Annotated in this window: 11 protein-coding genes; all 11 read left to right on the top strand. The window is 38.3% G+C overall.

The genetic code is table 11. The annotated features are described in order from the left end of the window. Positions 1 to 1,344, top strand: coding sequence for a chromosomal replication initiator protein DnaA (gene dnaA / locus IGK96_RS00005; RefSeq protein ID WP_002356013.1), 1,344 nt, complete (start codon positions 1 to 3; stop codon positions 1,342 to 1,344). A gap of 201 nt (positions 1,345 to 1,545) precedes the next feature. After that, positions 1,546 to 2,676, top strand: coding sequence for a DNA polymerase III subunit beta (dnaN, locus tag IGK96_RS00010; RefSeq protein ID WP_002356014.1), 1,131 nt, complete (start codon positions 1,546 to 1,548; stop codon positions 2,674 to 2,676). Between the two features lie 579 nt (positions 2,677 to 3,255). Next, a complete protein-coding gene (yaaA, locus tag IGK96_RS00015; protein ID WP_002356015.1) occupies positions 3,256 to 3,501 on the top strand; it encodes a S4 domain-containing protein YaaA in 246 nt (81 codons plus the stop codon). Continuing rightward, entirely contained in the window at positions 3,488 to 4,615 is a 1,128-nt protein-coding gene (gene recF, locus IGK96_RS00020) for a DNA replication/repair protein RecF (RefSeq protein ID WP_002356016.1), read from the top strand. Before yaaA ends, recF begins: the two co-directional genes overlap by 14 nt. Beyond that, positions 4,612 to 6,561 (top strand): DNA topoisomerase (ATP-hydrolyzing) subunit B, encoded by a 1,950-nt coding sequence (gyrB, locus tag IGK96_RS00025; protein ID WP_002359210.1) that lies wholly within the window; start codon positions 4,612 to 4,614, stop codon positions 6,559 to 6,561. Before recF ends, gyrB begins: the two co-directional genes overlap by 4 nt. 55 nt (positions 6,562 to 6,616) lie before the next feature. After that, positions 6,617 to 9,118: a DNA gyrase subunit A gene (gyrA, locus tag IGK96_RS00030; RefSeq protein ID WP_002361457.1), complete on the top strand. Its 2,502-nt coding sequence runs from the start codon at positions 6,617 to 6,619 to the stop codon at positions 9,116 to 9,118. Between the two features lie 174 nt (positions 9,119 to 9,292). Then, positions 9,293 to 9,595 (top strand): 30S ribosomal protein S6, encoded by a 303-nt coding sequence (gene rpsF / locus IGK96_RS00035; RefSeq protein WP_002356019.1) that lies wholly within the window; start codon positions 9,293 to 9,295, stop codon positions 9,593 to 9,595. Positions 9,596 to 9,639: 44 nt separating this feature from the next. Beyond that, complete coding sequence (ssb, locus tag IGK96_RS00040; RefSeq protein WP_002363544.1) at positions 9,640 to 10,203, top strand: single-stranded DNA-binding protein; 564 nt, start codon at positions 9,640 to 9,642, stop codon at positions 10,201 to 10,203. A 25-nt stretch (positions 10,204 to 10,228) separates the two neighbouring features. Next, entirely contained in the window at positions 10,229 to 10,468 is a 240-nt protein-coding gene (rpsR, locus tag IGK96_RS00045) for a 30S ribosomal protein S18 (RefSeq protein WP_002356021.1), read from the top strand. A gap of 156 nt (positions 10,469 to 10,624) precedes the next feature. Next, a complete protein-coding gene (locus IGK96_RS00050) occupies positions 10,625 to 12,649 on the top strand; it encodes a DHH family phosphoesterase (RefSeq protein WP_002363542.1) in 2,025 nt (674 codons plus the stop codon). A 5-nt stretch (positions 12,650 to 12,654) separates the two neighbouring features. Continuing rightward, positions 12,655 to 13,107: a 50S ribosomal protein L9 gene (rplI, locus tag IGK96_RS00055; protein ID WP_002356023.1), complete on the top strand. Its 453-nt coding sequence runs from the start codon at positions 12,655 to 12,657 to the stop codon at positions 13,105 to 13,107. Positions 13,108 to 13,192: the final 85 nt, after the last annotated feature.

The following is a 13,192-nucleotide window of genomic DNA, read 5'->3' on the forward strand; positions in this document are numbered from 1 at the left end:
ATGCCCGACGTGGAAAGTTTTTGGCATAGCCTTGAAGAAGCCTATCAAGCGATTTTGTCGGCGCCAAGTTTTGATGCTTGGATTAAAACCACACGCCCTTTGAAATTAGACAACAATCAATTGTGGCTAGAAGTCCCTTCTGCAGTTCATCGTGATTACTGGGAAAAAAATCTTTCGGCAAAAATTGTCGAAACTGGATTTAAATTGACCGGTGCAGAAGTGATGCCCCATTTTGTTGTTGCCGATGAAAAAGACGCAGCACTGGCACAAGAACTCGAAGAACCTGCCGAAGAAGAAGTTGTTTTTAGTGAACAAAGTAAAAAAGCGATGCTTAATCCTAAGTACACTTTCGACACCTTCGTTATTGGTAAAGGAAACCAAATGGCGCACGCTGCAGCGCTTGTTGTTGCCGAGGATCCAGGTTCGATTTACAATCCCCTTTTCTTCTATGGTGGTGTAGGGTTAGGGAAAACCCATTTGATGCATGCTATTGGTCATCAAATGTTAGTGAATCAACCAGATGCCAAAGTCAAATATGTTAGTAGCGAAACGTTTACGAATGAATTTATCAACTCAATTCAAACAAAGACATCCGAACAATTTCGGAAAGAATATCGCAATGTTGACTTATTATTAGTCGATGATATTCAATTTTTGGCGGAAAAAGAAGCAACATTGGAAGAATTTTTCCATACCTTCAACGATCTTTACAATGAAAATAAACAAATTGTTTTAACAAGTGATCGCCCGCCGAATGATATTCCAAAATTACCTGAACGATTAGTTTCTCGCTTTGCTTGGGGTTTGTCTGTCGATATCACCCCGCCTGATTTAGAAACACGGATTGCAATTTTGCGCAAAAAAGCAGATGCCGAGCGTTTAGAAATTCCGGATGATACACTAAGTTATATCGCTGGTCAAATTGATTCCAACATCCGTGAATTAGAGGGTGCTTTGGTCCGTGTTCAAGCCTTTGCAACTATTAATGGAGAAGATATTACCACTAGTTTAGCGGCGGACGCCTTGAAATCTCTAAAATCAGTTGGTAGTAAAAATCAATTGTCCATTTTACAAATTCAAGAAGAAGTATCCAAATATTATCATGTGCCTCTTAAAGATTTAAAAGGGAAAAAACGGGTGAAAACAATTGTGGTTCCTCGTCAAATCTCAATGTATCTTGCTAGAGAAATGACCGACAATTCCTTGCCAAAAATTGGTGCCGAATTTGGCGGCAAAGATCATACAACGGTGATTCATGCGCACGAAAAGATTCAGCAATTATTGGAAAAAGATCCAGCGATTCAAAAAGAAGTCAGTGAAATTAAAAATTTATTGAACTCTTAGGATGTGGAAAACTAAACAAAAAAGAACAAAGTTATCCACAACTTATACACAAGTGGATAACTTAGTAAAATCAATGCTCTTTTGACTTTTCCACAGAATCAACATGCCCTATTACTTTTATTATTTATTTATATATAATATACAAAACAGTGGCGTACAAAATTAGAACGTATTGAAAATACTTAAAAAGGAGTTTACATTATGAAATTAACGGTCAAACGAAGTGTCTTTTTACAAGAATTACAAACTGTTCAACGAGCAATTTCTTCTAAAACAACGATTCCAATCTTAACAGGTGTTAAAATTGTGTTATCAGAAGATGGCTTATCACTTACTGGGAGTAACGCGGATATTTCAATTGAAAGTTTTTTAAGTAAAGACGATGAAAAAGCTCAAATGACCATTGAACGCACAGGTAGCATCGTTTTACAATCTCGTTTCTTTGGCGAAATTATTCGTAAATTACCAGAAGATATGTTCACAATGGAAGTTCTAGATAACAATCAAGTTGCAATTACTTCAGGAAAAGCTGATTTTACGGTTAATGGATTAGATGCTGACAATTATCCGCACTTACCAGTAATTGATACTCAAAACCAAATGAAATTACCTGTTCATTTATTGACAAAAATTATTAGTGAAACAGGTTTTGCTGTATCGATGCACGAAAGTCGTCCAATTTTAACTGGGGTTCACTTTATTTTAGAAAATCAAAAATTACTTGCCGTTGCGACAGATTCACATCGTTTAAGTCAACGTGTGATCCCGACAGAACAAGCAGTAGAAGACTTTAACATTGTAATTCCAGGAAAAAGTTTAACTGAACTTTCTCGTTCATTAACCAATGAAGAAGAAATGGTTGAAATCAGCATTATGGAAAATCAAGTGCTATTTAAAACAGAAACAATGTACTTCTATTCTCGTTTGTTAGAAGGAAATTATCCTGATACCAACCGTTTAATTCCAACTAGCCATAACACGCAAATTGAATTTTATGTACCAGAACTGCTTTCAGCAATCGAACGTGCCTCTTTACTTTCTCATGAAGGACGTAACAATATTGTTCGCCTTTCAATTTCACCAGATTCTGTTGTTTTATATGGAAATTCACCTGAAATTGGAAAAGTCGAAGAAGCGTTAAACTATGAAAATGTTTCTGGTGAAGCGTTGGATATTTCTTTCAACCCAGATTATATGAAAGATGCATTGCGAGCGTTTGGCGATATGAATATTACCGTGAAATTCCTTTCTCCAATTCGTCCGTTTACATTGGAGCCAACCGAAACAGAACTAGATTTCATTCAACTAATTACACCGGTTCGTACAAATTAATCATGTTTAAAAAAGACCTTCGGAAAATCACTATGATCGCCGAAGGTTCTTTTTTGTCGTCTGTTTAAAGCCGATAAACGCTGCTAGATAAGCTTTTTAAAACTAGAATAGCTTTTACGCTAATATGATTGTGAATATTTGAACTATCGTTTGACGAATAAATTCTGCCTTTTTTTTCGTGGATAAAGAAAAAAGCCCTTTAATTTTTCGTTTAAGGGCTGTTCATTTTTTTATGAATATTTCCTAGTGAAAGAAGTTTACGTTGCTTAAAACGACGCTCAGACCTCTACAAGCTACTTTTCTTCATTGCGCGCCCTCTTCGTTTGTCTTTGAGTTACCCCTAATTGTTTTTTAGTTAAACGCTACTCGTCATTTCTGCCAAATCAGGCCCCTTTTTTCTCAAGAAAATATCAATTTCCGTTTTAAAATGCTTTTTAAGAGTTTTTTTATCCTAATAATATTTTCGGTCATTTAGAATTAAAATTGCTTAGAATGAAAATTAGACAGATAAATTTGTTTTCTCTTATGAAAAAGGGTATAATATATATGAGAACGTATTAGAAAAAAGAGGGATGCACATTGAAAAAAACGTTTGTTTTAGCAACTGAGTATATAACGCTTGGTCAGTTTCTTAAAGAAATCAACGTCATTGGTAGTGGCGGCCAAGCCAAATGGTATTTGGCAGATAATAGCGTGTTTGTTGATGGCGAGTTGGAAAATCGTCGCGGACGGAAACTTTATGCGGGCATGATGATTGAGATACCTGAAGAAGGTACTTTTTTTATGGTGAAAAACGGAAACGAGTCCGACGATGCGGCTGAATGAGCTGACACTTCAGCATTATCGTAATTATGAAACAGTCAGCTTAGATTTTCCAAAAACGTTAAATCTTTTTTTAGGCGAAAACGCCCAAGGAAAAACCAACTTGTTAGAAAGCATTTATGTTCTAGCAATGACACGAAGTCATCGAACCAGCAATGAAAAAGAATTAATTGGCTGGGAACAAGCAGCAGCTAAAATTAGCGGTGTGGTTGAAAAAAAGACAGGCACCGTGCCGTTGGAAATTTTAATTTCCAACAAAGGACGTAAAACCAAGGTTAATCACATTGAGCAAAAAAGGCTCAGTGCGTACATTGGGCAACTGAATGTTATTTTATTTGCCCCAGAAGATTTATCTTTGGTGAAAGGCTCACCTCAAGTCCGCCGGAAATTTATTGACATGGAACTCGGACAAGTGAGTCCTATTTATCTTTATGATCTTGTCCAATATCAGTCTGTTTTAAAGCAACGGAACCAATACCTAAAACAACTAGCTGAAAAGAAACAAACAGATACTGTTTATCTGGATATTTTGACAGAACAGCTAGCTGAATTTGGCGGGAAAGTTCTATACGCTCGGTTAGGTTTTCTTAAAAAATTAGAACACTGGGCAAACTTACTCCATCAAAAAATTAGTCATGGACGCGAAACGCTCACCATAGACTACGCATCAAGCATCCCAATTGACAACACGGATCTTTCCTTAGAAGCACTTCAAAATCAATTGCTCCAACAATTAATGAACAATCGTAAGCGTGAATTGTTTAAAGCGAATACTTTTTTAGGCCCTCATCGTGACGATTTGCTATTTATTGTCAATGGTCAAAATGTTCAAACGTATGGCTCACAAGGCCAACAGCGGACGACAGCTTTAAGTATTAAATTGGCAGAGATTGATTTGATGCATTCAGAAACAGGAGAATATCCTGTGTTATTACTAGATGATGTCATGAGTGAATTAGATAATGAACGTCAAATTCACTTGTTAGAAACGATTGAAGGCAAAGTTCAAACGTTCTTAACGACAACTAGTTTAGATCACATAAAAGACAAGCTAACAGTTGAACCAGATATTTTTTATGTTCAACAAGGCAAGATAGAAAGGAATTCAGCGACATGACAGAAGAAGAAAAAAACATGAGAGAACGTGCGCAAGAATATGACGCTAGTCAGATTCAAGTTTTGGAGGGCTTAGAAGCTGTCCGGAAACGTCCTGGTATGTACATAGGTTCTACTAGTGGCGAAGGGTTACACCACTTAGTATGGGAAATCGTTGACAACTCTATCGACGAAGCCTTAGCAGGATTTGCTAAATCAATTCAAGTAATTATCGAACCAGACGATAGTATTACTGTTATCGATGATGGTCGTGGAATTCCAGTCGGGATTCAAGCCAAAACAGGTCGCCCAGCTGTGGAAACAGTGTTTACAGTGCTACATGCCGGCGGGAAATTTGGCGGTGGCGGCTATAAAGTATCAGGTGGCTTGCACGGTGTTGGTTCCTCTGTTGTTAATGCTTTATCGACCAGTTTAGATGTTCGTGTTTATAAAGATGGCAAAGTGTACTACCAAGAATATCGTCGTGGTGCGGTTGTTGATGACCTAAAAGTTATCGAAGAAACGGATCGTCACGGAACCACTGTTCACTTTATTCCAGACCCTGAAATTTTTACAGAAACAACCGTTTATGATTTTGATAAATTAGCAACACGGGTTCGTGAATTAGCCTTTTTAAATCGAGGCTTACACATTTCAATTGAAGACCGTCGTGAAGGACAAGAAGATAAAAAAGAGTATCACTATGAAGGCGGGATTAAGAGTTATGTTGAGCATTTAAATGCCAATAAAGACGTTATTTTCCCAGAGCCAATCTTCATTGAAGGAGAGCAACAAGATATTACAGTGGAAGTGTCAATGCAGTATACAGATGGCTACCACTCAAATATTTTAAGTTTTGCCAACAATATTCATACTTATGAAGGCGGAACGCATGAATCTGGTTTTAAAACTTCTTTAACACGTGTGATTAATGACTATGCACGTAAACAAAAATTGATGAAAGAAAACGATGAAAAATTAACTGGGGAAGATGTTCGTGAAGGTTTAACCGCAGTGGTTTCCATCAAACATCCCGATCCTCAATTTGAAGGACAAACGAAAACGAAATTAGGGAACTCAGAAGTACGGACCGTTACGGATCGTCTATTCTCAGAATACTTTACAAAATTTTTAATGGAAAACCCAACAGTCGGCAAACAAATTGTCGAAAAAGGCATGTTGGCTTCAAAAGCTCGTTTAGCCGCTAAAAGAGCCCGTGAAGTCACCCGTCGTAAAGGCGCGTTAGAAATTAGCAACTTGCCAGGGAAGCTGGCTGATTGCTCAAGTAAAGATCCGGAAAAATGCGAATTATTTATCGTCGAAGGAGACTCGGCCGGCGGTTCAGCAAAACAAGGCCGTAGCCGTGAATTCCAAGCCATTTTACCAATTCGTGGGAAAATCTTGAATGTCGAGAAAGCCAGCATGGATAAAATTTTAGCCAATGAAGAAATTCGGTCATTATTTACAGCTATGGGAACAGGCTTCGGCGAAGATTTCGATGTTTCTAAAGCACGTTATCACAAACTAGTAATTATGACCGATGCCGATGTCGATGGTGCGCATATTCGAACGTTGTTATTAACCTTGTTCTATCGCTTCATGCGGCCAATTGTTGAAGCTGGTTATGTGTATATTGCCCAACCACCACTATATGGTGTGAAACAAGGGAAAAACATCACCTACGTTCAACCGGGCAAACATGCTGAAGAGGAACTAGCAAAAGTGTTAGAAGAATTACCTGCTTCACCAAAACCAAGTGTTCAACGTTACAAAGGTTTGGGTGAAATGGATGATCACCAACTTTGGGAAACAACAATGGACCCAGAAAAACGATTAATGGCGCGAGTGAGTGTCGATGATGCCATTGAAGCTGACCAAATTTTTGAAATGCTAATGGGCGATCGTGTGGAACCACGTCGTGCGTTTATCGAAGAAAATGCCCATTACGTGAAAAACTTGGATATTTAATGTGTCGCAACGTTGTAAGAGACGCTAGAACATATATTTAGAGGGGAAAAAATTCATGAGTGAAGAAATTAAAGAAAACATTCAAGACGTCAATCTGACCAGCGAAATGAAAGAATCTTTCATTGACTACGCAATGAGTGTTATCGTAGCCCGCGCGTTACCTGACGTTCGTGACGGTTTAAAACCTGTTCATCGCCGAATCTTATATGGAATGAACGAATTAGGGGTAACCCCTGATAAACCACACAAAAAATCAGCCCGGATTGTTGGGGATGTTATGGGTAAATATCACCCCCATGGGGACAGTGCGATTTACGAATCAATGGTGCGGATGGCACAACCTTTTAGTTATCGGGCTATGTTAGTTGACGGCCACGGAAACTTCGGTTCCGTCGATGGTGACGGCGCTGCCGCTATGCGTTATACCGAAGCACGTATGAGTAAAATTGCTTTAGAAATGCTACGAGATATTAACAAAAATACAGTCGATTTCCAAGGAAACTATGATGATTCAGAACAAGAACCAGTAGTTTTACCTGCTCGTTTTCCAAACTTACTAGTTAACGGAACAACGGGGATTGCGGTGGGGATGGCAACAAATATTCCACCACACAATTTAAGTGAAGTGATTGATGCAACAAGTTTATTGATGGACAATCCTGATGTAACGACGAATGAATTGATGGAAGTGTTACCTGGACCAGATTTTCCAACAGGCGGTTTAGTGATGGGGAAATCAGGGATTCGCCGAGCATATGAAACAGGGAAAGGTTCGATTACTGTTCGTGCAAAAGTTGAATTGACTGAAATGCCGAATGGAAAAGAACGTATTTTAGTAACTGAATTGCCTTATATGGTGAATAAAGCCAAATTAATCGAACGAATTTCTGAATTACACAGAGATAAACGAATTGAAGGAATTACTGATTTGCGGGATGAATCTTCTCGTGAAGGCATGCGGATTGTCATCGATGTTCGTCGAGATGTGAGTGCCTCTGTTGTGTTAAACAACTTGTACAAAATGACTGCCTTACAAACATCTTTTGGTTTTAACATGTTAGCCATCGAAAAAGGCGTACCGAAAATTTTAAGCTTGAAACGTATTTTAGAAAACTACGTCGAGCACCAAAAAGAAGTCATTACTCGCCGGACGATTTTTGACAAAAACAAAGCAGAAGCACGGGCGCATATTTTAGAAGGTCTACGAATTGCCTTAGATCATATCGATGAAATCATTGCCATTATCCGTGGGTCACAATCAGATGACGAAGCAAAAGCAACGTTAATTGAACGCTTTGAATTTTCAGATCGTCAAGCGCAAGCGATTTTAGATATGCGTTTACGCCGTTTAACAGGCTTAGAACGCGACAAAATTGAAAATGAATATCAAGAGCTATTGAAATTCATTGCGGACTTAGAGGACATTTTAGCCCGCCCAGAACGCGTCATTGAAATCATTAAAACAGAGTTAAATGACGTTCGCACAAAATTTGGTGATGCACGACGCACAGAATTATTAGTAGGTGAAGTCCTAAGTCTTGAAGATGAAGATTTAATCGAAGAAGAAGAAGTCGTGATTACATTAACCAATAACGGCTACATTAAGCGGATGGCAAACTCCGAATTCCGGGCGCAACGCCGCGGCGGACGTGGTGTCCAAGGCATGGGCGTTCATGATGATGATTTCGTGAAAAACCTAGTTTCTTGTTCAACACATGACACGTTATTATTCTTTACGAACACTGGGAAAGTTTACCGAGCAAAAGGTTACGAAATCCCTGAATACGGTAGAACAGCAAAAGGAATTCCAGTGATTAACTTACTGGGAATTGATTCTGCAGAAAAAATTCAAGCGATTATTTCTGTTGAGGGCAAAGCGGAAGCAGGTAAATACTTGTTCTTCACAACCTTAAAAGGAACCGTCAAACGGACAGCCGTAACAGCCTTTTCTAATATCCGTAGTAATGGATTAATCGCCATTAGCTTAAAAGAAGATGATGAGTTAGTTAACGTAGTAACGACTAATGGCAATCAGAAGATGATTATCGGAACACATGCAGGATACTCTGTCACATTTGATGAAAATACTGTACGTGATATGGGCCGGACAGCATCAGGTGTTCGTGGAATCCGTCTCCGCGAAAATGATTATGTGGTCGGCGCAGCGATTCTGGATGAAAATAAAGAAGTCCTAGTCATTACTGAAAATGGTTATGGTAAGCGTACAAAAGCCTCTGAATATCCAGTTAAAGGACGTGGCGGTAAAGGGATTAAGACAGCAAATATCACTGAGAAAAATGGTCCATTAGCTGGTTTAACCACGGTCAATGGTGATGAAGATATCTTATTGATTACGAACAAAGGCGTCATTATCCGCTTTAACGTTGATTCTGTTTCTCAAACAGGACGCGCAACATTAGGGGTTCGTTTAATGAGAATGGAAGATGGTGCCAAAGTGGTAACAATGGCTGTTGTAGAACCAGAAGAAGTGGAAGAAGAAATCGTTGAAGTTGTAGAAACAACAGAAAACGAAACAACATCAGAAACAGAAGAATAACATAAAAAAGTTTCGCCAGTTGGCGAAACTTTTTTATTGGGGCTTTTCAAAACTATTTCTTGCTTTTGTCCATCAATTAGCATATAATTAGAGATTGTGAACTACCTTTTTAGGTATGTTCTCCTTGCTCTTAGCCAACTAAGAGCCTTGAAGTCCATAGGGAGGTGAAAATCAATGAGTCAAGATACGAAGTACGAAATCATGTACATTATTCGTCCGAACATTGATGAAGAAGCAAAAACTGCTTTAGTAGAACGTTTCGACACAATCTTAAAAGATAACGGAGCAGAAGTTATCGAATCTAAAGATTGGGAAAAACGCCGCTTAGCATATGAAATGAACGGATTCCGTGAAGGCATCTATCATATCGTTAATGTTACTTCTCCATCAACAGCTGGCGCAATCAACGAGTTTGATCGTTTAGCAAAAATCAATGACGATATTATCCGTCATATGATCGTGAAGGTAGAAGCATAATTTGTTTCACATGAAACATTTATTGACGAAAGGAGATGTTTTGAATGATTAATAACGTTGTATTAGTCGGAAGATTGACAAAAGATCCTGACTTACGTTACACCGCTAGTGGTTCAGCTGTTGCGACCTTTACACTTGCTGTAAACCGTAACTTTACGAATCAAAATGGTGACCGTGAAGCAGACTTTATCAACTGTGTGATTTGGCGTAAACCCGCAGAAACAATGGCTAATTATGCCCGTAAAGGTACATTATTAGGTGTTGTCGGAAGAATTCAAACTCGTAATTACGAGAACCAACAAGGTCAACGTGTCTACGTAACTGAAGTGGTTTGTGAAAACTTCCAATTGTTAGAATCTCGTTCTGCTTCAGAACAAAGAGGAACTGGCGGCGGTAGCTTTAATAACAACGAAAATGGTTATCAATCACAAAATCGTAGCTTTGGTAATAACAATGCCGGTTCTGGATTTAATAACAACAATAGTTTCAATCCATCATCTTCTCAGTCGCAAAACAATAACGGTATGCCTGATTTCGATAAAGATTCTGATCCATTTGGTGGCTCAGGTTCATCTATCGACATTTCAGATGATGATTTACCATTCTAAACGAATTTGATAGGAGGGAACAAGAATGGCACAACAAAGAAGAGGCGGACGTAAACGTCGGAAAGTCGACTACATCGCAGCAAACCACATCGAATACATCGATTATAAAGATACTGAATTGTTAAAACGATTCATTTCAGAACGTGGCAAAATTTTACCACGTCGTGTTACAGGTACTGGCGCTAAAAACCAACGTAAATTAACGATTGCTATTAAACGCGCACGTATCATGGGATTATTACCATTCGTTAGTGACGAACAATAATTTTATGACAATTTCCAGAACCAAAGAGCTTGCTCTTTGGTTCTTTTTTATCTTGACTAGTGTTTCACGTGAAACATAACAAGGTTCGCAGAATGAAGTGTTTTGTGATAAAATAAGGGATGAAATAACTAGTGAATCACCAGAGCAATACGCTCGTTGGAACAAGTCGCCTCAAAGGTCTGCAGAAAGATTGGAGGCAAAAAAATGCAAAAGAAGAGAATTCAAAAAAACGGTTTCTTAATTGTTGTGGGTCTTCTCTTAGTAGAATTTCTCCTCTATTTCTTACTAACAAATAAATGGCTGCTATTGGCGGTAATTATCGCATTAGATATCTTTCTCTTAGTGGTTATTCGGCTGTTGATTAGAGATGTAGAAATTACAAACGTAGAAAAGATTCAAGAAGCAAGTTCCATTGCTGAACAATCGTTGGATTATGTTGTAAATGAAGTACCTGTGGGAATTATTACGTATAACGGGGAAACACGCGCGGTAGAATGGCTTAATCCTTATGCTGCTTCTATTTTTAATAAAGATAATCAGCTAACGTTAACCGCTAGCCAAGTTACGTCTTATTTAGAATTAGCAGAACGAAACCAAGATATTTTTACGATTGACGAAAATACCTATCGCTTTAGCGTCAATAAAGAACAACATACAATTACTTTTGAAGATATCACTAAAGAAAGTAATTTGTATCAAGAAAAAGTCGAAATGCAAACGGCTATTGGCATTGTGTCTGTTGATAATTATGATGATGTCACCGATACAATGGATGAGAAAGAAATTTCTTATTTGAATAGTTTCATTACGACGATGGTTTCTGATTGGATGGACCAATACAAAGTTTTTTATAAGCGAATCAACGCAGAACGTTATTTTTTCATTGCCCAATGGGAAGATATTCAAAAAATGATGGACGAAAAATTTTCTATTTTGGATACGATCCGTAAGGAATCAGCTAACCATGAAGTAGCCATTACGTTAAGTATGGGGATTGCTTATGGGGGGCCAACCTTAGATCAAACCGGGACCACGGCTCAAACAAACCTAGATACAGCTTTAGTACGTGGCGGCGATCAAGTGGTTGTAAAAGAAGCCAAAGATGAAGCGAAGCCGTTATTTTTTGGTGGAAAAACGGCAGTAACGACGAAACGTTCCCAAGTACGTTCTCGTGCAATGAGCATGGCAATTAAGGGAATTATTGCGGAATCTGCTGACATCTATATTATGGGCCATCGTTATCCAGATATGGATGCGTTAGGTTCAGCATTTGGTGTTGCTCGTTTAGCTTCGTTTAATAATCGAAAAGCGTGGATTGTTTTAGATGAAAATGAAATCATTCCCGATGTCAAAAGAGTGTTAGAGGCGATTAAAGAGTACCCAGAATTAGAAGAGCGCATTATTAGTCCTAAAGAGGCCATGAAGCGCAAGAAAGAAAGTAGCTTATTAGTTATGGTAGATTACCATAAACCGTCTCTATCGATCTCACAAGAGCTCTATGAGCGTTTTGATAAAGTGGTAATCATTGATCACCATCGACGAGGAGACGAATTTCCAGCAAAACCCTTGCTTTCTTATATTGAATCTTCTGCCTCTTCTGCTTCAGAATTAGTCACAGAATTGATCGAATACCAAAGTAATAGCGCAAATAAACTGCAGGCCTTTGAAGCAACCATGATGTTGGCGGGAATTGTGGTTGATACGAAAAGTTTCAATACACGAACGACGGCGCGAACATTTGATGTGGCTAGTTATTTACGAACTTGTGGAGCAGACTCATCTTTAGTACAATATCTATTAAGTTCTGATCTTACAAGCTATCTGGAAATGAACAATTTAATCTCTAAAAGCGAATATGTCACAAAAGATACCGTCGTTGTTGCCGGGAGTGAAGACAAAGAATATGATAGTGTCACAGCTGCCAAAACAGCGGACACATTACTTTCTATGGCAGGGATTAATGCAGCATTTGTCATTACCAAGCGGACGGATCAACAGATTGGCATTAGTGCTCGGAGTAATGGTTCAATTAATGTCCAAATTATTATGGAAAATTTAGGTGGTGGCGGTCACTTTACTAATGCGGCAGTACAATTATCAAACGTAACAGTAGCAGAAGTAAAAGAGCAACTACTTGATGTAATTCGTCAAAATATTAATGAAATGTATGAACAGGAGTGAAGGAAATGAAAGTCATTTTTTTACAAGACGTTAAAGGAAAAGGAAAAAAAGGGGACGTAAAAGAAGTGCCAACTGGTTACGCCCAAAACTTTTTAATTAAAAATGGTTATGCGAAAGAAGCCAATAAAGGGAGCATGAGTGCGTTAGCGGGTCAAAAGAAAGCCCAAGAAAAACATGAAGCAGAAGTTTTAGCACAAGCAAAAGAAATGCAAGCCTTTTTAGAAGATGAAAAGACTGTTGTAGAGATTAAGGCAAAAGCTGGAGAAGACAGCCGTTTATTTGGCTCAATTCCTTCAAAACAAATTGCAGAAGCCTTAAACAAACAATACAATGTAAAATTGGATAAACGCAAAATCGAATTAGCCAACCCAATTCGTTCTCTAGGTTACACTAACGTACCAGTCAAACTACATCATGAAGTTACAGCGAAAATTAAGGTTCATGTCGTAGCGGAATAATACAATTGATAAAAAAAGAAGCCGATTTCTCCGGCTTCTTTTTTATGTCAAATAAATTACAGTAATTATTTTTATGACGTTTAGA

It is taken from the genome of Enterococcus sp. DIV0682 (assembly GCF_051712685.1).
Taxonomy (GTDB): domain Bacteria; phylum Bacillota; class Bacilli; order Lactobacillales; family Enterococcaceae; genus Enterococcus; species Enterococcus faecalis.

Coding starts and splice junctions, on each gene's coding strand:
- recF (WP_002356016.1), top strand. CDS start 3,488: ATGCGGCTGAATGAGCTGACACTTCAGCATTATCGTAATTATGAAACA.
- gyrA (WP_002361457.1), top strand. CDS start 6,617: ATGAGTGAAGAAATTAAAGAAAACATTCAAGACGTCAATCTGACCAGC.
- dnaA (WP_002356013.1), top strand. CDS start 1: ATGCCCGACGTGGAAAGTTTTTGGCATAGCCTTGAAGAAGCCTATCAA.
- dnaN (WP_002356014.1), top strand. CDS start 1,546: ATGAAATTAACGGTCAAACGAAGTGTCTTTTTACAAGAATTACAAACT.
- gyrB (WP_002359210.1), top strand. CDS start 4,612: ATGACAGAAGAAGAAAAAAACATGAGAGAACGTGCGCAAGAATATGAC.
- rpsR (WP_002356021.1), top strand. CDS start 10,229: ATGGCACAACAAAGAAGAGGCGGACGTAAACGTCGGAAAGTCGACTAC.
- rplI (WP_002356023.1), top strand. CDS start 12,655: ATGAAAGTCATTTTTTTACAAGACGTTAAAGGAAAAGGAAAAAAAGGG.
- rpsF (WP_002356019.1), top strand. CDS start 9,293: ATGAGTCAAGATACGAAGTACGAAATCATGTACATTATTCGTCCGAAC.
- ssb (WP_002363544.1), top strand. CDS start 9,640: ATGATTAATAACGTTGTATTAGTCGGAAGATTGACAAAAGATCCTGAC.